Annotated in this window: 14 protein-coding genes and 2 pseudogenes; 9 read left to right on the top strand and 7 right to left on the bottom strand. The window is 71.3% G+C overall.

Translation table 11 applies throughout. The annotated features are described in order from the left end of the window. Window positions 1–17: 17 nt before the first annotated feature. The 3 genes from hrpA to ABH931_RS11535 all read left to right on the top strand — a co-directional run bounded on the left by hrpA (window position 18) and on the right by ABH931_RS11535 (window position 9,520). A complete protein-coding gene (gene hrpA / locus ABH931_RS11525) occupies window positions 18–4,088 on the top strand; it encodes an ATP-dependent RNA helicase HrpA (RefSeq protein ID WP_370112271.1) in 4,071 nt (1,356 codons plus the stop codon). Window positions 4,089–4,197: 109 nt separating this feature from the next. Beyond that, a complete protein-coding gene (locus ABH931_RS11530) occupies window positions 4,198–8,076 on the top strand; it encodes a Pls/PosA family non-ribosomal peptide synthetase (protein WP_370112272.1) in 3,879 nt (1,292 codons plus the stop codon). Between the two features lie 127 nt (window positions 8,077–8,203). Beyond that, window positions 8,204–9,520 carry a M1 family metallopeptidase gene (locus tag ABH931_RS11535; protein WP_370112366.1) on the top strand — a complete coding sequence of 439 codons (1,317 nt, stop codon included), beginning with the start codon at window positions 8,204–8,206 and terminating at the stop codon, window positions 9,518–9,520. 7 nt (window positions 9,521–9,527) lie between these two features. Here ABH931_RS11535 and ABH931_RS11540 read toward each other — a convergent pair whose 3' ends face one another. Both ABH931_RS11540 and ABH931_RS11545 read right to left on the bottom strand, forming a co-directional pair. Further along, window positions 9,528–10,016, bottom strand: a complete 489-nt coding sequence (locus tag ABH931_RS11540; protein WP_370112273.1) for a YfbM family protein — start codon at window positions 10,014–10,016, stop codon at window positions 9,528–9,530. 49 nt (window positions 10,017–10,065) lie between these two features. Then, the gene (locus ABH931_RS11545) at window positions 10,066–10,494 is read right to left on the bottom strand and encodes a MarR family winged helix-turn-helix transcriptional regulator (RefSeq protein WP_370112274.1); all 429 of its coding nucleotides are present in this window, start codon (window positions 10,492–10,494) and stop codon (window positions 10,066–10,068) included. Between the two features lie 80 nt (window positions 10,495–10,574). On the opposite strand from ABH931_RS11545, the gene ABH931_RS11550 reads away from it, so the two are divergent. Together ABH931_RS11550 and ABH931_RS11555 are read left to right on the top strand one after the other, a co-directional pair. Beyond that, window positions 10,575–11,567 (top strand): aldo/keto reductase, encoded by a 993-nt coding sequence (locus ABH931_RS11550; protein WP_370112275.1) that lies wholly within the window; start codon window positions 10,575–10,577, stop codon window positions 11,565–11,567. Window positions 11,568–11,629: 62 nt separating this feature from the next. Next, complete coding sequence (locus ABH931_RS11555; RefSeq protein WP_370112276.1) at window positions 11,630–11,881, top strand: hypothetical protein; 252 nt, start codon at window positions 11,630–11,632, stop codon at window positions 11,879–11,881. Here the strand turns inward: ABH931_RS11555 and ABH931_RS11560 are convergent. Further along, window positions 11,866–12,894 carry a hypothetical protein gene (locus ABH931_RS11560; RefSeq protein WP_370112277.1) on the bottom strand — a complete coding sequence of 343 codons (1,029 nt, stop codon included), beginning with the start codon at window positions 12,892–12,894 and terminating at the stop codon, window positions 11,866–11,868. The two genes, ABH931_RS11555 and ABH931_RS11560, sit on opposite strands and share 16 nt — an antisense overlap. Window positions 12,895–13,289: 395 nt before the next feature. Between ABH931_RS11560 and ABH931_RS11565 the strand changes: the two genes are divergently transcribed. Next, entirely contained in the window at window positions 13,290–14,942 is a 1,653-nt protein-coding gene (locus tag ABH931_RS11565) for an alkaline phosphatase family protein (protein WP_370112278.1), read from the top strand. 282 nt (window positions 14,943–15,224) lie between these two features. On the opposite strand, the gene ABH931_RS11570 is transcribed toward ABH931_RS11565, so the two are convergent. Next, window positions 15,225–16,373: a PP2C family protein-serine/threonine phosphatase gene (locus tag ABH931_RS11570; protein WP_370112279.1), complete on the bottom strand. Its 1,149-nt coding sequence runs from the start codon at window positions 16,371–16,373 to the stop codon at window positions 15,225–15,227. A gap of 129 nt (window positions 16,374–16,502) precedes the next feature. Here ABH931_RS11570 and ABH931_RS11575 point away from each other — a divergent pair, with 129 nt between their 5' ends. Next, window positions 16,503–17,456: a PrsW family intramembrane metalloprotease gene (locus ABH931_RS11575; RefSeq protein WP_370112280.1), complete on the top strand. Its 954-nt coding sequence runs from the start codon at window positions 16,503–16,505 to the stop codon at window positions 17,454–17,456. Window positions 17,457–17,591: 135 nt separating this feature from the next. Further along, the gene (locus tag ABH931_RS11580) at window positions 17,592–18,023 is read left to right on the top strand and encodes a hypothetical protein (protein ID WP_370112371.1); all 432 of its coding nucleotides are present in this window, start codon (window positions 17,592–17,594) and stop codon (window positions 18,021–18,023) included. Window positions 18,024–18,326: 303 nt separating this feature from the next. Here ABH931_RS11580 and ABH931_RS11585 read toward each other — a convergent pair. The 3 genes and pseudogenes from ABH931_RS11585 to ABH931_RS11595 form a co-directional block, all read right to left on the bottom strand. Further along, window positions 18,327–18,647, bottom strand: a pseudogene (locus ABH931_RS11585) (transposase); the annotation flags it as partial. Window positions 18,648–19,304: 657 nt separating this feature from the next. After that, window positions 19,305–19,472: pseudogene (locus ABH931_RS11590) on the bottom strand (transposase); the annotation flags it as partial. A 205-nt stretch (window positions 19,473–19,677) separates the two neighbouring features. Beyond that, window positions 19,678–21,498 carry a transposase gene (locus ABH931_RS11595; RefSeq protein ID WP_370112281.1) on the bottom strand — a complete coding sequence of 607 codons (1,821 nt, stop codon included), beginning with the start codon at window positions 21,496–21,498 and terminating at the stop codon, window positions 19,678–19,680. Window positions 21,499–22,040: 542 nt separating this feature from the next. Here ABH931_RS11595 and ABH931_RS11600 point away from each other — a divergent pair. Next, window positions 22,041–23,279 (top strand): IS110 family transposase, encoded by a 1,239-nt coding sequence (locus ABH931_RS11600; RefSeq protein WP_370112282.1) that lies wholly within the window; start codon window positions 22,041–22,043, stop codon window positions 23,277–23,279. Window positions 23,280–23,308 lie beyond the last annotated feature (29 nt).

Below are 23,308 nucleotides of genomic sequence, written 5' to 3' on the forward strand. Positions count from 1 at the left end.
GTACGCTTGTCCGTGCAATGGGAACCCAGCAGCAGAACACCGCCTCCCCCCGCCCCCGCCGACGGCCCGCCCGCGGGTCCGCGCAGGACTCCGCGTCCGTGCCGAGCGGGGAGCTCGGCGCACTGGTCACTCGCCTGAGCGGGCTCTCGCTCCGCGACGAGGAGCGACTCGGACGCAGACTCGAAGGCCTGCGGAAGATGCGCGAGCCCGAGAAGCGCGAGCGCGTCCTCGCGTCCATCACCGCCGAGGTCGACGCCGCCGAGCTGCGGCTGGAGAACCGCCGGGCGACCGTGCCGACTCCGGCGTACCCGGAGGAGCTGCCGGTCAGCGGCCGCCGGGAGGACATCCTCGAAGCGATCCGCGACCACCAGGTCGTGATCATCGCGGGTGAGACCGGCTCCGGTAAGACGACCCAGATCCCCAAGATGTGCCTGGAGCTGGGCCGCGGCATCCGCGGCCTGATCGGGCACACGCAGCCGCGCCGCATCGCCGCCCGCACGGTCGCCGAGCGCGTCGCGGAGGAGCTGCGCTCCGAGGTCGGCGAGACCGTCGGCTGGAAGGTCCGGTTCACCGACCAGGTCGGCGAGCAGACCGCGATCAAGGTGATGACGGACGGCATCCTGCTGGCCGAGATCCAGAACGACCGGATGCTGCGCCAGTACGACACCCTGATCATCGACGAGGCGCACGAGCGCAGCCTCAACATCGACTTCATCCTGGGCTATCTCAAGCAGCTGCTGCCCAAGCGCCCGGACCTCAAGGTGATCATCACCTCGGCGACCATCGACCCGGAGCGCTTCGCCCGTCACTTCGCGGACCCGCGCACCGACAGGGACGCCCCGATCATCGAGGTGTCCGGCCGTACCTATCCGGTCGAGGTCCGCTACCGCCCGATCATCGACGACAGTGTCGACGATGACGACGAGAGCGACGGCAACAGCGGCATCGACCGGGACCGGGACCGGGACCAGGTCCAGGCGATCGTCGAGGCCGTGGACGAGCTGGGCTTCGAGGGCCAGGGCGACATCCTCGTCTTCCTCTCCGGCGAGCGGGAGATCCGCGACACCGCCGAGGCCCTGGAGAAGGCCAAGCTCCCGGGCACCGAGGTCGTCCCGCTCTACGCCCGGCTCTCCTCCGCCGAGCAGCACCGCGTCTTCCAGGCGCACACCGGCCGCCGGATCGTGCTGGCGACCAACGTCGCGGAGACCTCCCTCACCGTCCCGGGCATCCGCTACGTGATCGACCCGGGCACGGCCCGCATCTCGCGCTACAGCCACCGCACCAAGGTTCAGCGGCTGCCGATCGAGGCCGTCTCGCAGGCCAGCGCCAACCAGCGCAAGGGCCGCTGCGGTCGTACCAGTGACGGCATCTGCATCCGGCTCTACTCCGAGGACGACTTTCTCGCCCGCCCGGAGTTCACCGACCCGGAGATCCTGCGCACCAACCTCGCCTCGGTCATCCTCCAGATGACGGCGGCGGGCCTGGGCGACATCTCGGCGTTCCCGTTCATCGAGCCGCCGGACCGCCGCAACATCAAGGACGGCGTCGACCTGCTCCAGGAGCTGCACGCCCTGGAGAGCGACACCGCCGCCCAGCAGGGCAAGGCCATGCGGCTCACGCCCATAGGCCGCAAGCTGGCCCAGCTCCCAGTCGACCCGCGCCTGGCGCGCATGGTGCTGGAGGCGGAGAAGAACGGCGTGATCCGCGAGGTCATGGTGATCGCCGCCGCGCTCTCCATCCAGGACCCGCGCGAGCGGCCCGTCGAGAAGCGCACCCAGGCGGACCAGCAGCACGCCCGCTTCACCGACCCGACGTCGGACTTCCTGAGCTACCTGAACCTCTGGCGCTATCTGAAGCAGCAGCAGAAGGCGCTCAGCAGCAGCCAGTTCCGGCGGATGTGCAAGGCCGAGTTCCTCAACTACCTGCGTATCCGCGAGTGGCAGGACATCGACGCGCAGCTGCGCCAGGTGGCCAAGTCCCTCGACGTGGACCTCGGCGCGGCGCACATGCCCGACGAGGTCGACGGGGACGCCGTCCACCGCTCGCTCCTGTCCGGCCTGCTCTCCCACGTGGGCTCCAAGGACGCCGAGAAGCAGGAGTACTTCGGTGCCCGCGGCGCCAAGTTCGCCGTCTTCCCGGGCTCGGCCCTGTTCAAGAAGACGCCCGCCTGGGTGATGGCGGCCGAGCTCGTCGAGACCTCCCGCCTGTGGGCACGCATCGCGGCCAAGGTCGAGCCGCAGTGGATCGAGGACCTGGCCCCGCACCTGATCAAGCGGAACTACAGCGAGCCGCACTGGGAGAAGGACCGCGGCCAGGTCGTCGCCCTCGAACGGGTCACCCTCTACGGGCTCACGCTGGTGGCGGGCCGCAAGGTCGGCTACGGCAAGATCGACCCGGAGCTCTCGCGCGAGCTGTTCATCCGCCGCGCGCTGGTCGAGGGCGACTGGCGCACCCACCACCGGTTCTTCCACGACAACCGCAAGCTGCTCGACGAGGTCGAGGAGCTGGAGAACCGGGCCCGGCGACGGGACATCCTCGTCGACGAGGAGACCCTGTTCGACTTCTACGACCAGCGGGTCGGCCAGGAGGTCGTCTCCGGGGCCCACTTCGACAGCTGGTGGAAGAAGGCGCACCGGGCCAAGCCCGACCTGCTGACCTTCACGCCCGAGCTGCTGGTCAACGACAGCGCGGAGGCCGTCACCGAGCGGGACTACCCCTCGGTGTGGCACCAGGGCGAGCTGGAGCTGCCGCTCACCTACCAGTTCGAGCCGGGCACGGAGCAGGACGGCGTGACCGTCCACATCCCGCTGACCCTGCTGAACCAGGTCAAGCCGACCGGCTTCGACTGGCAGATCCCGGGTCTGCGCGAGGAGCTGGTCACCGCGCTGATCCGCTCGCTGCCCAAGGCGCTGCGCCGCAACTTCGTGCCCGCCCCCGACTACGCCAAGCGCCTGATCCGGGCGCTGACCGCGCACGCGGACGAGGCCGAGACGAAACCGCTGGTCGAGCTCCTGGAGTGGGAGCTGCACCGGCTGCGCGGTCTGCCCGTCCCGCGTGACAGCTGGAACCTGGACGCGGTGCCGGACCACCTGCGGATCACCTTCCGCGTCGAGGACGAGCGCGGCCACAAGCTGGCCGAGGCCAAGGACCTGGACCGGCTCAAGCTGGAGCTGAAGTCCCGCACCCAGCAGGCCATCGCCAAGGCGGCGGGCGGGCTGGAGAAGCGCGGCCTGACCAAGTGGACCATCGGCGAGCTGCCGCACACCTTCGAGACCAAGCGCGGCAACGCGACCGTCAAGGGCTACCCGGCGCTGGTCGACGACGGCGACTCGGTCTCCGTGCAGCTGCTGGACACCCCGCACGAGCAGCGCAACGCGATGGCGGCGGGCACCCGTCGGCTGATCCTTCTGGGGGTCAACTCGCCGATCAACTCGATCCAGGCGCGCCTGGGCAACGGCGCCAAGCTGGCGCTGGCCGCCAACCCGCACGGCAGCACCGAGGCGCTGTTCGCCGACTGCCTCACGGCGGCCGCCGACAAGCTGATCGCCGACGCGGGCGGTCCGGCCTGGGACGGCGAGGACTACGCCAGGCTCCGCGACCACGTGCGCGGCGAGCTGAACGAGGCCACGGCGGACGCGGTGGTGAAGACCGCGAACATCCTGGCCGTGCACCACCGGGTGCAGGAGCGGCTCAAGGGCATCGGCAACAGTCTGGCGCTGCTGACGGGCCTGACGGACGTCCGCGCGCAGCTGAAGGAGCTGATCCGTCCCGGCTTCGTCGCCGAGACCGGGCTGCGCCGCCTGCCCGACCTGCTGCGCTACCTCAAGGCGACCGAGCGCCGCCTGGTGAAGCTGACCGAGGATCCCGTCCGCGACCGGGACCGCACCAGCACGGTCATCCGGATGCAGGACGCCTACGCCGAGCTGCTCGACGAGCTGCCGCCGGAGCGGCGCGACGAGGAGGGCGTGCTGAACATCCGCTGGATGATCGAGGAGCTGCGGGTGAGCCTGTGGGCGCAGCCGCTGGGGACGCCGTACTCGATCTCCGAGCAGCGGATCCTGAAGGCGATCGACGCCCTGTGGGCCTGATCCACGGCTGATCCAACGGGTGTCGGAACCGGGCCCGCGTCACACTTGCCCGGTTTCGACACCTTGTTTCGGTAAACTCGATCCCCTTGTCAACAAGGGACGAGGTCCGATGACCACCGCCATCACCGCTCAGCCCGCACCCATCGCACCGACCGCGCTGTTCAGCGCGGGCGCGGGTGCTCCGCCGCGCACCCTGGTGGACCTCCTGGACGCCACCGTTCGGGCTCACCCGAACGAGCCCGCGCTGGACGACGGGCGGCACCAACTGAGCTACCGCGCCCTCGCCGCGGCGGTCGAGACGCAGCGCAAGCGGCTGGTCGCCGCCGGTGTCCGGCCCGGCGACCGGATCGGCGTCCGCGTCCCCTCCGGCACCAACGACCTCTACATCGGCATCCTGGCCGTCCTCGCCGCCGGCGCGGCCTACGTGCCGGTCGACTTCGAGGACCCGGACGAGCGCGCCGCCCTGGTCTTCGGCGAGGCCGAGGTCCGCGCCGTGCTGGGCGCGAACCACGAGCTGACGCTCCACCAGCCGACACCGGGTCAGCACGAGCCCGCCACGCCCGTGCAGGATTCGTCCCGTCCGGGCGTCGAGCACGACGCGTGGATCATCTTCACCTCCGGCTCGACCGGCAAGCCCAAGGGCGTCGCCGTCTCCCACCGCAGCGCCGCCGCCTTCGTCGACGCCGAGGCGGCGCTCTTCCTCCAGGAGGAGCCGATCGGGCCCGGGGACCGGGTGATGGCCGGGCTCTCCGTCGCCTTCGACGCCTCCTGCGAGGAGATGTGGCTGGCCTGGCGGCACGGCGCCTGCCTGGTCCCCGTCCCCCGCGCGCAGGTGCGCAGCGGCGCGGACCTCGGGCCGTGGCTGGTGGAGCAGGAGATCACCGTGGTCTCCACCGTGCCGACCCTGGCCTCGCTGTGGCCGGCCGAGGCGCTCATCGAGGTCCGGCTGCTGATCTTCGGCGGCGAGGCCTGCCCGCCGGAGCTGGTCGCGCGCCTGGTCACCGAGGGCCGCGAGGTCTGGAACACCTACGGCCCCACCGAGGCCACCGTCGTCGCCTGCGCGGCGCTGATGGAGGCCGACCAGCCGGTCCGCATCGGCCTGCCGCTGGACGGCTGGGAGCTCGCCGTCGTCGACGAGCAGGAGCAGCCCGTGCCGATGGGCGGCTCCGGCCAGCTCGTCATCGGCGGGCTGGGCCTGGCCCGCTACCTCGACCCGGCCAAGGACGCCGAGAAGTACGCCCCGGTGGCCTCACTCGGCTGGGAACGGGCGTACCGCAGCGGCGACCTGGTCCGCGCGGACGCGGAGGGCCTGGTCTTCCTCGGGCGCGCCGACGAGCAGGTCAAGCTCGGCGGCCGGCGCATCGAGCTGGGCGAGGTCGACGCCGCGCTGCAGGCGCTGCCCGGCGTCGCGGGCGCGGCCGCCGCCGTCCGCACCGCGCGCGGCGGCAACCAGCTGCTCGTCGGCTACGTGGTGACCACTGCCGAGTGGAACCGCGCCGAGGCCGTCGAGCGGCTGCGCAAGGAGCTGCCCGCAGCCCTCGTCCCCGTCCTCGCCGTCGTGGACGACCTGCCGACGCGCACCTCCGGCAAGGTCGACCGCAACGCGCTGCCCTGGCCGCTGCCCGACGCCGGGCAGGACGAGCCCGCCGAGCGCTTCGAGGGCACCGAGGCGTGGCTGGCCGAACGCTGGACCGAGATCCTCGGCGTGCCGGTCATGAGCCACCAGGACGACTTCTTCGCGATCGGCGGCGGGAGCCTGGCCGCCGCCCGCCTGGCCACGCTGCTGCGCGAGCGCTACCCCTCCGTGGCCGTCCTCGACGTCTACGCGCACCCAACGCTGCGCAAGCTGGCCAAGCTGCTGGACCGCTCGGCGCGCGGCGGCGGCGAGCAGCGTGACATCTCCCCGACACCGCGCCGCGCTCAGGCGATCCAACTGGCGCTGCTCGTGCCGCTCCTCACCCTGGTCGGACTGCGCTGGACGACCGCCCTGCTCGCCCTGGCAGGCGTCCTGCACTGGTTCGGAAACTACACCTGGGCACCGACAACCTCGTGGTGGCTGGTCGGCCCCGCCGCACTGCTGCTGTTCACCCCGCCCGGCCGGATCGCGGTCGCGGCGGGCGGAGCCAGGCTGCTGCTGCGCGGACTGACCCCGGGCACCTACCCGCGCGGCGGCTCCGCGCACCTGCGGCTGTGGACGGCGGAGCGGCTCGCGGAGTTCAGCGGCGCGACCGAGCTGTCCGGCTCCTGGCTGATCCGCTACGGCCGGGCGCTGGGCGCCCGCATCGCCGAGGACGTGGACCTGCACTCGCTGCCGCCCGTCACCGGCCTGCTCAAGCTGGGGCGCGGCTGCGCGGTCGAGTCCGAGGTGGACCTGTCCGGCTGGTGGCTGGACGGGGACCGGCTGGAGGTCGGCGCGATCAAGATCGGCTCGCAGGCCGTCGTCGGCACCCGCACCGTGCTCTTCCCGGGCGCGCGGGTCGCCAAGCGCGCCGAGGTCATGCCCGGCTCCGGCGTCACCGGCCAGATCCCGACGGGCCAGCGCTGGGCCGGCGTGCCGGCCGAGAAACTCGGCAAGGCCGACCACGCCTGGCCCAAGCGCCGCCCGCCGCGCCGGCTGCGCTGGTCCGCCGCCTACGGCGCCAGCGGCGCCTTCCTGACCCTGCTGCCGTTCCTCGCGGCACTCCCGGCGGCGCTGGTCGCCGCGCAGTTCGTGCACCCGGCGGACGGCGGCGGCGCGGCCCTGCGCGGCGCGCTGCTGGCCGTCGTCCCCGCCGCCCTGGCCTACGGCGCGACCTACGCGCTGCTGGTGCTGGCCGGCGTCCGGCTGCTCAGCGTCGGCCTGACCACCGGGCACCACCCCGTGCACAGCCGCGTCGGCTGGCAGGCGTGGACGGTCAGCCAGCTGATGGACGCCGCCCGCGACGTGCTCTTCCCCCTCTACGCGGGCCTGGTCACCCCGGTCTGGCTGCGGCTGCTCGGCATGAAGGTCGGCCGCGGCGCCGAGATCTCCACCGTCCTCGCGCTGCCGAGCCTGACCACCGTCGGCGAGGACGCGTTCCTGGCCGACGACACCCTGACCGCGCCCTACGAGCTCGGTGGCGGCTGGCTGCGGATCGGCCGGGCCGAGATCGGCCGCCGGGCCTTCCTCGGCAACTCCGGCATGACCGGCGCCGGCCGCTCCGTCCCGGACGGCGGCCTGGTCGGCGTGCTGTCCGCGACGCCGAAGAAGGCCAAGAAGGGCTCCTCCTACCTGGGCCTGCCCCCGGTGCGGCTCCCGCGCGCCGCCAACCAGGGCGACGAGGGCCTCACCTACGACCCGCCCACCCGGCTGCTGTGGGCACGCGGCCTGGTCGAGCTCTGCCGGCTGGTCCCCGTCTTCTGCTCCGCCGCGCTGGCGGTGCTGACCGGCGCCGCGCTGTACGCGCTGTGGCAGGCGGACGCGGCCGCTCTGGCGGGCCTGGTCCTGCTCGCCTCCGGCCTGCTCGCGGCGGCCGTGGCCGTCGCGGCGAAGTGGCTGCTGGTCGGCCGGTTCAAGGCGGTGGACCACCCGCTGTGGAGCGGCTTCGTCTGGCGCAACGAGCTGGCGGACACCTTCGTCGAGGTGCTGGCCGTGCCGTGGCTGGTCGGCCGGATGCCGGGCACGCCGGTGATGAACGCCTGGCTGCGCGCGCTCGGCGTGGGCGTGGGCCGGGGTGTGTGGTGCGAGAGCTACTGGCTGCCCGAGTCCGACCTGGTCACGCTCGGGGAGGGCGTCAGCGTCAACCGTGGTTGCGTGTTGCAGACGCATCTCTTCCATGACCGGATCATGCGCATGGATACTGTGGTTCTCGATCAAGGGGCCACCCTGGGTCCGGGTGGCATCGTGCTCCCCGGCAGCCGGGTCGGGGCCCGGACCACCCTCGGTCCCGCCTCCCTGGTCATGGGCGGCGAGTCGGTGCCGGCGGACACCCGCTGGCTCGGCAACCCGATCGAGGCCTGGCAGGACTGACCCGTCCGAGCCAGGGCACGGTACCGAAGGCACGGCGGCAGGGAGCGGAACACCGGTGAGTCCCCGACAGGCCCAGCAGCAGGCGGCGGGCGGAACGGGAAGAGCGGGCGGCAGTGGGGGCACCGGTGTGCCCGAGACCGACCCGTACTTCCCCACCAGCGGCGACCCGCGCTACCACGTGCACCGCTACGAGCTGGACCTGGACTACCGGCCCGAGCCCAACCGCCTCTCCGGCACCGCCCGCCTGAACGCCATAGCGGCGGAGGGCGGCGGCCAGCTGGCCGAGTTCACCCTGGACCTGGCGGCCGGGTTCCGGCTCGGCCGGGTCCTGGTCAACGGCAAGGCCCCGCACTACGCGCACCGCGCCGGCAAGCTGCGCGTCCGCCCGGCCAAGCCGCTGGCACCCGGGACCGCCTTCACCGTCGAGGTGCACTGGACCGGCAATCCGAAGCCGGTCCGCAGCCCCTGGGGCGGCATCGGCTGGGAGGAGCTGGACGACGGCGCGCTCGTCGCCAGCCAGCCGATCGGCGCGCCCTCCTGGTACCCGTGCAACGACCGTCCCGGGGACAAGGCCTCCTACCAGATCTCACTGACCACGCCCTCGCCCTACGCGGTCGTCCTCGGCGGCAGACTGCTGACCCGCACGGTGAAGTCCTCCAGCACGACCTGGGTCTACGACCAGCCGGCGCCGACCTCCAGCTACCTGGTCGGCGTCGCGATCGGCCCGCTGCACCAGATTCGCCTGGACGACCCGGACGCCGAGGGCGTGCCGCAGTACGGCTGGGCCCCGCACGCGCGGGTGCCCGCGTTCGCCGCGGCGTTCTCGCGGCAGCCGGAGATGATGGGGCTCTTCCAGGAGCTGTTCGGCCCCTACCCCTTCGACCGCTACACCGCCGTCGTGGTCGACGAGGAGCTGGACGTCCCCGTCGAGGCGCAGGCGATGGCCACCTTCGGCACCAACCATCTGGAGCCCGGCTGGCAGTCCGAGCGGATGGTCGCGCACGAGCTGGCGCACCAGTGGTTCGGCAACAGCCTCTCGGTGGCGGACTGGCGGCACATCTGGCTCAACGAGGGCTTCGCGAAGTACGCGGAGTGGCTCTGGTCCGAGGCCTCGGGCGCGGCGCCGGCGGCGGAGCGCGCCGCGAAGGCCTACCAGCTGCTCGCCTCGCTGCCCCAGGACCTCCGCCTCGCGGACCCGGGCCGCCGCCTGATGTTCGACGACCGCCTCTACCAGCGGGGCGGGGTCACCGTGCACGCGCTGCGCGTGGTGCTGGGGGACGAGGCCTTCGTCCGGATGCTGCGGGACTGGACCCGCCTGCACCGCCACTCCCTGGTGACCACGGAGGCGTTCCTCGCCCACGTCCGCAGGTATGCCGCCGTGCCGGTGGACGACCTGCTGCAGGAGTGGCTCTTCGAGACGGCGCTGCCCGCGTTCCCGCAGTGACGTCGCGTCAGTCCACCCAGAGCAGCACGCCGTCACCCGCGTGGGCCGCCGCACCCAGGAACGCGGCGAGCGCCTCGAAGTGGTGGACGACGTACGTCAGCCACGACGGCACCTCCTGCGCCGCGAGGTTCGGGTAGTGCTCGTCGCCCGTCAGCTCCTCCGCCGCGACACCGGCGACGAGCGCCTCCCCCGACAGCGCCGCCAACGCCTCGGCCGCGACGCCGACCTGCTCCGGGGTGAGGTAGCTCGGCGGCCCGTAGCCCCAGTCACCGGCGTTCTGGATCTCGTCCTCACCGTGCACGACGTCGACGGGGAACCCGATCCGGCGCAGCAGGTGGTCGAGGGAGTCCCAGGCCTTGTCCACGTCGAGGCGGCGGGCACCCGCGTCCGCCGCGTCCATCAGCTGCTGGACGAACCCGTACGCCCAGTCCGGGTCTCCCAGGGCCCGGTCGAGCTCGGCGGGGGTCAGCCGGACGTACTCTCCGATCATGCTCATGGGCGGGATCGTAGCCAGGGGGTCCGACACCGGGCCGGGCCGCGGGGGCTCAGCCGGTCGCCTGGTTGAGCTCCGGCAGCAGCTTCTGCAGGATCTCGTGCAGGGTGCCGCGCTCCTGCTCGTCGAGGCGGTCCAGCGCGTCGTGGACGGACTTCATGTCCTCGCGGACGGCAAGGATGGCCGCGCGGCCGTCCTCGGTCGCCGTGACGATCTTGACTCGGCGGTCCTGCGGGCCGGCCTCGCGGCGGACCAGGCCGCGGGCCTCCAGCCGGTCGACGATGCCCGTGACGTTGGACGCGTCGCAGACCAGCGCCTCGGCCAGGGCGCGCATCGGCAGCGGCGCGCGGACCGCCGCGCCCAACACCTTGGCCTGGACGGGCGTCAGCCCGTGCCGTGCGGCGACGACGGCGAAGTCCTGGTAGTACGCGCCGCCGACGGCCGCGATCACGTCCATCAGGTCGGCCTTGCTGGTGCTCATGGAGCGAGTCTACGTCCGCGAAATTGAGGTGCTCAACTATCGTTGATCACAAACCATCCGCACCAGGGGGATCACCGCAGATGAGCAGCGAGAACAACAGCGTGCGCACCACCACGCTCGGCGCGGGCGGCGCCGAGGTCGGCGTCGTCGGCCTGGGCTGCATGGGCATGTCCCATGCCTACGACCCCAGCGGACGCGACGACGAGGCCTCCGTCGGCGTCATCCGCCAGGCACTGGACCTGGGCGTCACGCTGATCGACACCGCCGACGTGTACGGGCCGTTCACCAACGAGGAACTGGTCGGCCGGGCGCTGGCCGGCGGACACCGCGAGCGGGCCGTACTGGCCACCAAGGTCGGCCTGGTCCTGCCGGAGGGCGGTCTGCGCGGCAGCTCGGCCGCACTGGACCGGAACGCGCGGCCGGAGCACATCCGCGCCGCGATCGACGCGAGCCTGCGGCGGCTCGGCACCGACCACGTCGACCTGTACCAGCTGCACCGGGTGGACCCCGAGGTGCCGATCGAGGAGTCCTGGGGCGCGATGGCGGAGGCCGTCGCCGCCGGCAAGGCCCGCGCGATCGGGCTCTCCGAGGTCGGCGTGGCGGAGATCGAGCGCGCGCAGGCGGTGCACCCGGTGGCCTCGGTCCAGTCGGAGCTGTCGCTGTGGACCCGCGACCCGCTGGCGGAAGTGCTGCCCCGCTGCGAGAGCCAGGGCATCGCCTTCCTGCCGTTCTCCCCGCTGGGACGGGGCTTCCTGGCCGGGCGCTTCTCCGGCGCGCAGGATCTGCCGGCCGACGACTGGCGCGCCACGCTGCCGCGCTTCCAGGCGGACGCGCTGGTCGCCAACCAGGCGATCGTCGACACCGTGAAGGCCGTCGCGGAGCGCCACGGCGCGACGTCGGCGCAGGTCGCGCTCGCGTGGGTGCTGGCCCAGGGGCGGTATGTCGTGCCGATCCCCGGCACCAAGACGCCGAAGTACCTCGTCGACAACGCGGGCGCGGCGGCGCTGACCCTGAGCACGGCGGACCTCGCCGAGCTCGACGCCCTCCCGGCCCCGACCGGCGCCCGCTACTGACCTCACGTCATAATCGTTACCCGGCAGGGGAACCCACGGGTGACCAGCCACGTCCAAGGGGCATGACGACGGACACGACCTGGACGGACACCCTGCCCGCTCCCGACGGGGCGAGCGAGGAACAGGTGGGCGGGACACAGGCACGCGAGGACGCCGCGCGGCGGCGCGGCCGCAAGGCGGCGCTCGCCGTACTGGTCTCGCTGGTGGCGCTGGCCGGGCTCGCGGTCGGCCTCGTGCTGTTCTTCGGCGCAGCCGCGAGCGCGGTCGGCGGCTGCGGCGGCGCGGGCCCGGCGGCGACTCAGCCCAACAGGTAGGGCAGCCGCTCCCGCAGGAAGGCGCGGGGGAACGCGTCCCGCAGCCGCCACAGGCCCGCGTCCACGACGAAGTGCGCCATCACCGCACCCAGGTAGGCCCCGTAGAGCGCCCGCTCCGCGGGGCCTCCGGTGTGCAGGTGGGAGGTGAGGTTGAGCAGCAGGCCGAGCAGCAGCGCCACGTTGACCAGCAGCGCCACCGAGATCAGCCTGGGTATCCGGTCGCCGGGCCCGCCCCCGGCCACCAGGCCCATCATCACCAGGTACTGGAAGCCGTGCGCCATCGTCAGCCCGGCGACGGCGGCATACGGGGCGTCGAACAGGAAGACCGGCAGGAAGAAGCCGAGCGCGGTGACGTAGAACACCGCCACCTGCCACGGACGCTCCCGCGCGCGGCGGCGCAGCAGTTCCACCGCGCCGTACCCGACCGCGGCGGCGAAGAGCCCGGCGGCCAGGGGGAACAGCGCTCCCAGGCGCGGCACCGAACCGCCCAGGCCCAGCAGTACCGGACGGCAGACCAGGCCGAACGTGCCGAGCACGCCGGAGGCGGTGATGGCCAGCCGCTCGCCCCGGCGCAGCGGGCCCACGCCGTAGGCGGTGAAGGCCAGCGCGGCCAGGCCCAGGTTCTGCTTCTGGAAGTGGAAGAACTGCCAGGCGAAGAAGGCGAGCAGCAGCAGCGCGAACGGCCCCTGCGGCACCACGGCGCCGAGCACCGCCATCGCCCCGACCAGGGCGAGCGGTGCCACCACGTAGCGGGCGCGCCGGGCCGCCATGAAGCGCCGGACCTCGGGCACGGTGGCGAACCAGGCGCTGCTGGCCACGTGCACCGAGGAGCCGAGGAAGAGCAGGCCGCCGAGGGCAGCGCCCGCGCCCTGTCCGGTGGGCGGCGCGGCCAGCGCGGCGCCCAGCAGCGAACCCAGCGTCAGCAGCAGCGTGGCGCAGAGCCACGCGTCGCGCGGCGTGGTGCCGGCGGCGTGGGTCCCGGGCCCGCCGGTAGCGGTGTCGAGGGCAGCCATCGCGCCAGCATAGGACGGCCCACCGACAGGTCGACCACCCCCGACCGGCCAGGCTTTCCCATCCGTCCGACGGTCGTGCGGCGGACCACCACGTGGGCTACCACAGGCTGGGCGCCGCCGGAGGTCTCAGCTGGAACATCCCTGTCTCCTGCCCGGCGTTAACCAATTCGGCCCATCGCTCGACATATCCTCAGAAGGTGCTCGGCAAGCCCGAACGGCTCACCGGAGAAGCCGCGACACGACGACAAGGAGCTGGTAAGAGCTCCCGTTGGTCGTCCGCTGTTCAACGACCGTCCCCCGTTGAGCCATCCCGGGCCACTAGTCATGTCGCGGGCGTTGCGCTGGCCCAGACCACTTGCACGACTCGAGCAACAGCGCGCGACGAGGAGAGTTCCGTGACCCGACGTACCCTGCGTCTCGCAGCCATGCTCGGCTCCGCCGGCATGCTCGGCGCGGCCTTCTTCGCCCAGGCTGTCGCCTCCCCGCTGAAGGGCGCGCCGACCAGCCAGCTGCGCCACGTGCTGCTGCTCTCGGTCGACGGTCTGCACCAGTCGGACCTCGCGTTCTACATCGCCGCCCACCCGGGCTCCGCGCTCGCGCGCCTGGTCGGCAACGGCACCGAGTACACCCACGCCGGCACCACCACGCCGTCGGACAGTTTCCCCGGCATGGTCGCCCAGGTCACCGGTGGCGGCCCCGGCACCACCGGCGTCTACTACGACGACACCTGGAACGCGAAGCTGCTGCCGGCCGGCACCACGAACTGCAAGGGCGTCAAGCCCGGTGTCGAGATCGACTTCACCGAGGACCTGGACAGGAACAAGGCCAGCATCGACGCCGGCCAGGGCCTCAAGGGCCTCCCGGGCTCGATCCTGCAGATGACCGGCACCCCGCAGAGCCTGATCGACCCGAGCAAGCTGCCGGTCGACCCGAAGACCTGCAAGCCGGTCTACCCGCACTCCTACCTGGAGGCCAACACCATCTTCGAGGTGGCCCAGGACGCCGGCCTGCGCACCGCCTGGGCCGACAAGCACGCGGCCTACGACATCCTGAACGGCCCGACGGGCACCGGTATCGACGACCTGTTCACCCCGGAGATCAACTCGGACGCGAACGGCTACCCGGCCGGCAACGACTGGACCACGGACAACAAGGCCACCGAGCAGTACGACACCTACAAGGTGCAGGCCGTCCTCAACGAGATCGACGGCTTCAACCACCAGCGCACCGACCGCGTCGGCACGCCGTCGATCTTCGGCATGAACTTCCAGGCCGTCTCCACGGCGGAGAAGCTGCCCACCTCGGACGGCCTGCAGGGTGGCTACGTCTCCAAGAACGTGCCCGGCCCGCTCGTGATCAAGAACCTCGACTTCGTCAACAGCGAGATCGGCCGCATGGTCGCCGAGCTGAAGAAGCGGCACCTGGACAAGGTGACCACGATCATCCTGTCCGCGAAGCACGGCCAGTCGCCGACCGACCCGAAGGCGCTGAACCGCATCGACGACGGCCCGCTGCTGGACGGCCTGAACGCGGCCTGGAAGAAGCTCCACCCGACCGCAGGCGACCTGGTCGCCCACGCGGTGGACGACGACGGCATGCTGATCTGGCTGAACGACCGCTCCGCGGCGGCGACGGACTTCGCCAAGTCCTACCTGCTCGCGCAGCACGGCAACGGCACCGACATCAACAAGGCGCCGAAGGCGTTCACCCAGAGCGGCCTCTCCAAGGTCTACGCGGGCGCCGAGGCGGCGAAGTACTTCGGTGTGAAGCCCGGTGACGCCCGCGTCCCGGACATCTTCGGCATCGCCCAGTACGGCGTCGTCTACACCGGCGGCACCGGCAAGGTCGCCGAGCACGGTGGCGCCCACGCGGACGACCTCGACGTCCCGCTGGTGATCAGCGGCGCGTTCGCGCCGCGCCAGGTCGTCGACAACCAGGCGGTCCAGACCAAGCAGATCGCCCCGACCATCCTGGCCCTCCTCGGCCTGGACCCGACCGCCCTGGTCGCCGTCCACAAGGACGGCACCCAGCTCCTCCCGGTCCGCTGACGCCCTCGGGGCCCGCACCCACCGCCTCCGGCGGCGGCGCGGGCCCCGTTCGTTCGCCTTCCCTGCCCACAGCCGGTTGCACCGTCCAGGGGCACGGGGCTCTGCCGACGTGCGGCTCCTCCCCCGGCCTTCGGCTGGAAGGTGTCCCCTGCATGGGCGCGACAAGCCACTGACATGCGGATGGTCCGGGGCGCGCAGGGCCATCCGAACGCCGGTGGTTGCTCGCGCCCGCAGTTGGTTGACTGAGCAGGGCCTCGCGCCCCTGAAGGCAGCTTCGCTGCCTCAGGGCGGGTCCGCCCAGGAGAGCAGCATCAGGGCGGCGTCGTCGCGGAGGGGGCCGCCCGTGACGTGGACGACGTCCGCGTGGACCGCGGCGAGCGCCGCCGCCAGGTCGCCGTCGGCCGCGCCGACCAGCGCGGGAAGGCGCTCGGCCAGGGGGTAGAAGGAGCCGTCGGCGCCGCGGGCCTCGACCACGCCGTCGGTGCACAGCAGAAGCCTGTCACCGGGGGCGAACCGTTCGAGCCACGGCTGGGGCTTGCCCCCGGCCAGCTGGGCCAGGCCCAGAGGGACCCAGGGATCCGGCGGGTCGAGTGTCGTCGCGGTGCCGTCCGCCGCGACCCGGAGCGGCGGCACGTGGCCGCAGTGGACCAGCTCGATCGTGCCCGGCGGCTCGAACTGCACCAGCAGCGCGGTGGTGAACTCCCCGGAGACCGCGTGCCTGGCCACACTCCGCTCCAGCCGCCGGGCCACGCCCGTCAGCTCCGGCTCGTCGTAGGCGGACTCGCGGAACGCGCCCAGCACCAGCGACGCCATCCGCACGGCCGGCAGGCCCTTGCCCCGCACGTCGCCGATCAGCGCACGGACACCGAAAGGGGTCTCCAGGACGGCGTAGAGGTCGCCGCCGATCTGGGCCAGATCCGCCGCCGAGACGTAGCGCGCGGCCACCCGCACGGGGCCGACCTCGGGTTCGGGCGGCGGCAGCAGGGCCAGCTGCGCGGCCTCGGCAACAGTGCGGACCGCCACCAGGTGCCGCGTTCTGACGATCCGGAAGTGCGAGATGAACACCGCCGCGAGAGTGAGCGCCGCGTACGCCACCAGGGTGCCCTCGAAAAGACGGCGCGCCTCGGCGTCGCCCAGGCCGTCGTAGCGGGTGAGCCCGACCATCAGCAGCAGGCCCAGACAGCTGCTGATCACCACCTCCATCGGGAACAGCAGCAACGCGGCCAACGGCGGGACGACGGACATCAGCGAGGCCAGGTAGGTGTCCCGACCGGAGAGCAGGTCGACCGCGCAGACCGCGGCCATCGCACCGCCGACCGGCAGCAGCCGCTGCCACATCGGCAGGCCCAGCAGCGCGGCACCGTCGTCGAGCGGCACCGGCGCCGACGGCGCGGAGGCGCCCGTCCGCGGGCCGGGCCGATTGCTCCTCACAGGCCGAATCTATAGGAACGCCCTGTAAGCGACATGTTTGGTTCCCCCGGGGCGACTGGGCGGAAGGCTGCGGTTTGGCCGGAAATATGGCAGAAAGAGAAGGAGGTCCAGTCGCCCGGAGGTCCGACCATGCGCACCCACCGCTGGCGCACCTGCTTCCTCTCCGGCCTGGCGCTGTGGGTGGCCAGCGTGGTCGTCACCTACTGGACGGGCAACCACAACCTGCTGCCGACCGTGGTGCTGCTGGGCAGCTTCCTGGTGCCGGGCAGCTTCGTGGTCTGGGCGCACGAGCGGTACGGCCAGGATCTCGGCACCGACAGGATCGTCTCCTGTTTCGCGGTCGGCGGGATCATCGGCGTGCTCGGCGCCTCACTGCTGGAGTACTACCTGCTGGAGTCGTCGCTCTGGCTCTATCTGGGGATCGGGCTGATCGAGGAGGCCGTCAAGGCCTGGGCGCTGATCCTGCTCACCCGTCGCGCGCCCGCCGCGGGGGTCCGGCACGGCCTGGTGCTGGGCGCGACGGTGGGCTTCGGCTTCGCCGCGTTCGAGAGCGCCGGCTACGCCTTCAACGCGGTGCTGACCGAACACGGCTACTCGCTGCGGGACCTGGTCTCCACCGAGATCCTGCGGGGCGTCCTGGCCCCGGTCGGCCACGGCCTGTGGACGGCGATCCTCGGGGCCGTGCTCTTCCACGAACGGCGCGGCAACGGCCGGTTCCGGTTCAACCTGCCCGTCGTCCTGACCTTTCTGGGCGTCTCCGTCCTGCACGCCCTGTGGGACAGCAGCCATTCGGTCGCGACCTGGATCGTCGGCCGGCTGACGGAGACGCGCTGGCAGCGGGCCGTCTTCGAGCTCGGCTACCTGCCGAGCCCGACGCAGAACCAGGTGGAGCTGTTCGCGTTCTTCTCCACGCTCGGGCTGGTCCTGGTCGCGGCGATGGGTCTGGGCTGGCTGGGTCTGATCGTCCACCGGGCGCGCCGCGAGGGCGATCTGCCGCCCCGTCGGCGCCGTCCGCGGCCACCGCGGCCACCCCTCGAACCGCATCAGCACTGGTACCGGCCGCAGGCACCGCCGAAGCGGTGATCGGGAACACCTGGATCATCCCCGAACCGAGGTGCGGCCCGACCCGGCTGTGAGCTAGCTTTGCCCCTGATGATTCGTGGGCTCTCCTTGCCGCACGGATCATGACGAACAACCACATCTATGGGGGGATTCAGCATGCGCACTGTCATGCGCGCCGCCGCCGTGGCCGCCGTCGCGGTCGCCACCGTCGCCGGCACCGCGGTCGCCGCGAACGCCGCTCCGGCCACGTCGGCCGCCTCGCACTACGTCACGCTCTCGGTCCCGAGCAGCGTGAAGGCCCACACCGTGTTCTACCAGACTGGCAAGGGCTACGACTCCCGCACCAGCACGCCGGAGCTCTGCCTGCAGGGCCGCGTGCTCTACCGCGGCCACTGGAGCTCGTGGCAGACCATCCTCTGCGACCCGCGCCACTCCGGCCGCACCGCCTACTTCGGCGGCAAGGCGGCTGCGGGCGGCTGGCCGGTCGGCACCTACGACCTTCGCCTGTCGCTCTACTCGCACCCGCGCGCGGGCGTGTGGAAGCAGCTGGACTACTCGGCGCAGCACATCCTCAACGTGCACAACTGACGCCGACTCGACATCCCGGCCGCGGCCCTGAGCCACCAAGGGAATGAGTGACCTACGGCCGGGCCGTTCCCAGGGGGAAACGGACCCGGCCAACAGCCATGACCGGCCCTGAATCCGCCAAGCTTCCAGCGGCGGATCAGCGTCCTTTTCGAGCCGTACAATCTGTGCCCACACATCAACGCTGCTGGACAGCATCACTGTCCATCCCCTCGAATCCGTAGAGACCTTCATTACGCGGTTCGGTCCTGCCTGAAAGTGGTCGGCGCGCGCGTTGCTGATGGTCCGTTCGAGCTCGGCGGGTGGATGGCCAGCTGCCGAGGTATGCCTGCGGCGGGTGTTGTAGAAGTCCGTGATCCAGGGGGCGATCTTGATCCGGGCCTGGTCACGCGTGGTGAAGTGCTGCCGGTGGATGTACTCGACCTTGATCAGCGAGTTGAAGCTCTCGGCGGCGGCATTATCCAGCGCCGGGCCCACACGCCCCACCGACTGCACCACGCCCAACCTGTCGCACAGGCCGTTGTACGCCTCGCCGTGGAAGATCACGCCGCCCACCTCGCCGCCCCGGGTGGCGACCGCCATCCTCAGGGACGCACAGACCAGAGCGACGTCGTGCCGCTCGCCCATCGCATAGCCCAGGCAGCGACGGGAAACCGGACTCACCGAAGAAGTACGTAATCCGCTCCTCCAGTGCCGCTCTCCTGACCTCGCACTTCGTCGGCTCGGCCGGTCTGCATCGCCACTTGTAGAACCACGCCTGGGACACGCCGAGCGCGCGGCAGGCGACGGTGTGCGGGATGTCGTACTCGGTCCTCTGGTCGCTGATCGCCCCGACGAGCGCCGCCGGGTCCGCCGCAGCTACTTCACCCACAGGACCATGAAGCGTTTGAGCACAGCACGCTCCATCGCCAGCTCCTTGTTGTCCCGCTTGAGCTGCAGGTTCTCCCGACGCAACCGCGCCAGCTCCTCGCTCTCCCCGGACCGGGCGGCACCGGCCTGCGGCGCGCGCGAGACCCAGGTCGCCAGCGTGGTCTCGTTGACACCAGTCCCCGTCCTCGGCGAAACGCACCACGGCGAAGCCAGTCAGCCGCCTACCGGCGAACTTCGCCAGCCGTGATCCGTGCGCCTGCCGAATCGCCTCGAACCCGACCAGAAAGGACGGCTCGAAACCAGAGATCCCCATGTCCACAGCCTGAGTCTCTCGGCCGTCTGCCCAATCGGCCAACACAAATCGACCAGCAGGATCTACCGAGCCACTTGACGGATCGGATTCCACAGAAAGACGGGGAAGTCGGCCGGCATGGCCCGCCACTTGATCCCGTTGTCGACCAGGTAACGAACCGCGTCGATCATCTGTCGGTGGCAGTAGCCCTCCGGCTGCCCACCCCTGCCCTCCAGCCATCCCGGCACCGGCAGCGACGCACGGACTTCGGCCCACTCGGCGTCCGTCATGTCGGACGGATAGGTCCGCGCCCGTTCGCGATGGTCGGCCGCCTTTCCGATCCGGTGAGCGAGGCAATCACACGACCGGGGAACCGAGTTGGACTCCGCGGGCAGGACAGCGCAAGACTGAGACATGAGGGCCTCCTGGGCTTCGGGCTTCGACAATCCCGAGCTGACCAGGAGGCCCTACCTTCATGCGCGCACCCACTGAAGATCACCCGACCGAGCCGCACCAGTCGAACCGATGCTCACCATGATCGGTACGACAATGGCTTCTGAGCTTGACTCTGTCGGGGATCTTGGGAACCGCCGTCAGTCGCTCACCGCTCGCCATGAGTGCAGGCGGGGGATGCCGTGCTGGTCCAAGAATCCCTGGAAGGCTGTTGGTGGTCGTGGAGCGCGGGGCTTGTGCACCTCGGCGACGGGTGACTGTTCGCTGAGGCGTTCGACGTTGACAGCGATGGCGTATCGGCGGCGGCATGGCGGTCAAGACGTGCTGGACATGGGCTTTGTCCTTGCTGCGGTAGCGGCATCGCCGCATGCCGTGGCCGTGGGTGAACTCGTAGACAGTGCCCTCGATCCCGGCCCGTGTTGAGTAGCGTTCGCGCCAGGCGGGGCTGTGGCCCTCGGCGCGTGCCTTGGCCTGCAGATCGAAGAGCTCTTGTGGCGGGAAGCCCACGATCCGGGCACTACCGCGGGTGCATTGATCACGGACGGCGCAGGGGCCGCACTGGCTCCTGGCGAACTTGACCACGATGACCGGGGCCGCGTTCTTGGAGGAAGTCGAGTAGGGGCCGTACCAGCTGCGGCTGACCTGCCCCTTGGGGCAGGTGACCTGCTTGCCGATGAAGTCGATATCGAAGGCGTCCCGTCCGAAGCCGGCCCGCTGGCGACGCTGGGGGGCGCCGCCGCCGACGGGCAAGGGGCCCACCAGCGCCACCTGGTGGTCACGGGCCGCGCGGTCCAGGTGGACGACGGAGGTGTAGCCGCTGTCGACCAGGTGCTCGGCGGGCAGCAGTCTGCGGTGGGCCAGCCGGTCGTGGATCCCGGGCAGTGCCCGCGCGTCGGACTCGGTGGCCGGTGCGGTGGCCACGTCGGTGATCACGTTGACCTGTCCGTCGTCGCAGGTCTCGCTGATGTGGGCCAAGAACCCGGTCCATTGTGTGGCGTGTCCTCGGCGGGCGTAGCGGGCTGTCGTGTCGTAGGCGGAGACGACAGCGGCGGCCGAAGGCGGCAGTCCACCGTCCTCGCCGGTGCGCCAGCGGAGCGTGCCTGCGGCGTTGACCTGGTAGTTCTGCAGGAAGATCCGGCGAAGTGCCTGGACCCGCGGTCCCGGGCGTAAGCCGGGGACGTTGCGATGGACATGCTCGAGCAGCAAGCGGGCGTCGCGGCCGGTGTTCTTGATCCTGGTCGCGGGGTGAGTGGGGTTCTTGCCCAGTCGCACCGGGCGACCGTAGCGCTTGCCCCAGTCCTCGGTGACCAGGCCCACAAGCCGTTCGGGGGCGGTGCGGGCAAGTTCCTCCAGCGCCGCGCGCATGGCCTCCGTGATGAGTTCCAGTCGAGTCAGGTCGCGGACAGCGGCCAGGACGTGGGTCGAGTCGGTGCGCTGGCGCCCGCGTCCGGTGACCAGGCCCGCGTCCTTCAGCCTGGTCAGGGCCAGGTCCAGCAGGTGGTCCGCGCGGCCCTCCTCGGTCAGGCGGTCGCGGAAGTCGGCCAGCACGCTGTGGTGGAAGCCCGGGTCGTCCAGCTCCAGTCCCAGCGCGTACTTGAAGTCGATCCGGCAGCGAACGGCCTCGGCGGCTTGCCGGTCGGAGAGGTCAAGCAGGAACTGCAGCACGCAGACGGTGGCCAGCTGGGCCGGTGACAGGCCCGGCCGCCCGTCCCGGGGATACCACTGTGCGAAGTCCTCGTCGCCCCACAGTCCGTCCAAACGGTCCCGGATCCACATGGCCGGAGTGCCGTTGGGGTTGCTGGCACGGGCGACGCGGGCCGTAAGCTCCGGAACCTGTCGACCCGAACTTGGACGGATGGACATCCAGGCCACCTCTGGTGAGACGCATATGCACGATCCCACCGGAACACGCGATCACGTCCGGCGTCCCGAAAATCACAAGATCCCCGACAGAGTCAAGCTGAGACCCGACCAAGCCCAGGGCCGACGAGCTCTTGTTCCAGACTGGTTCGGTCGCACCCGTCTCGTTGGCGCATGTGGTGGTGGTGGCGGCGGTCGGTGTCGGGAGAGCCGTAACAGCCCCCTGGGGCGGGACCCCTGTCGTGAGAGTCGGTCCCCGGCCCCGTCCACTCCCATCGCATGCATTCGCCGCAGTCTGCAAACGTGTCCGATCCGATGATCAGATCGTTGATGTTGGTGGTCTGAGCCACTGACAGGGGCTACCTCTCACCGTGCCGGGAGCCCGCGAGCTCCCAGGAAGACCCGAGGGCCCTGCCAGTCGCTGGGGTCACGAACGGCTAATCGGATGCAGGGCCATCGAGCCCTTCCATTAGGGAGACGCGTGTCCCTGCACGGCTGCGACCAGCAGCAATGCACCACCCAGGGAGAGGACTGGAGTGAGGCCGATGAAAGTGTTCTGCGGTATCGACTGGGCCAGCGACCACCACGATGTCGCCCTGACCGACAGCGACGGGGCTCTGGTGGCCCGGGCCCGAATCAGCGACGACGCTCGAGGCCTCAACGAGTTACTTGAGCTTCTGGCGGCGCACGGCGACAGCGAGGACAAGCGGATCCCGGTGGCCATCGAGACCTCCCGCGGCCTGCCGGTGGCCTGCTTGCGCGCCACCGGCCGTCCGGTCTACGCGATCAACCCGATGGCCGCCGCCCGCTACCGCGACCGGCACGCGGTCGCCCGCAAGAAGTCCGACCACCTCGACGCCATGATCCTGGCCAACATCCTGCGCACCGACGCCGCAGTCCACCACCCGCTGCCCCAGGACTCCGAACTGGCCCAGGCGATCGCGATCCTGGCCCGGGCCCAGCAGGACGCGGTCTGGGACCGCACCCAGGCCGGCAACAAACTCCGTTCCCACCTCCACGAATACTTCCCCGCCGCCCTCGCGACCTTCACCTCCCGCGACGGCCTGGCTGCCCCGTCGGCCCTCATCATCCTGGCCGTGGCGCCTACCCCGGCGCAGGCCGCCAAGCTCACCCTCGCCCAGTTGCGGGCCCTGCTGAAGCGAGCCGGCCGCCAACGCGGCATCGAGGCCGAGGCCGAGCGGCTTCGGATAGCTTTCCGACTCGCTCACATGCGTCAACTACCGCTGGTCGAAGAGGCGATGGGACACCAGACCGTGACGCTGGTCCGCAAGCTGGAGGCCGCCTGCACCAGCGCGGACGACCTCGCCCATGCGGCAGTGGAGTCTTTTGAGAAACACCCGGACGCCGAGATCATCACCAGCTTTCCAGGGCTCGGCTCGCTCACCGGCGCCCGGGTGCTCGCCGAGATCGGGGACGACCGATCCCGCTTCACCGACGCCCGAGGCCTCAAGGCCTTCGCCGGGGCCGCACCGGTCACCCGGGCGCCCGGCAAGAGCCACGCGGTCCTGGCCCGCCGGGTCAAGAACCAACGACTGGCCGCAGTCGGCTACCTCTGGGCCTTCGCCTCGCTCACCGCCTCAGTCGGCGCCAGAGCCCACTACGACCGCAGACGAGAAGCCGGCGACCGCCACACCGCTGCCCAACGCAACCTCTTCAATCGCCTGCTCGGCTGTCTCCACCACTGCCTCACCACACGCACCCACTACGACGAGAGCACCGCGTTCTCACCTCCACAAACCCAGGACCTCCCAGCTGCCGCTTGACAGATCAACTGCATCGGATGTCTCACGGA

The organism is Streptacidiphilus sp. MAP12-33, from assembly GCF_041261265.1.
Classification (GTDB): domain Bacteria; phylum Actinomycetota; class Actinomycetes; order Streptomycetales; family Streptomycetaceae; genus Streptacidiphilus.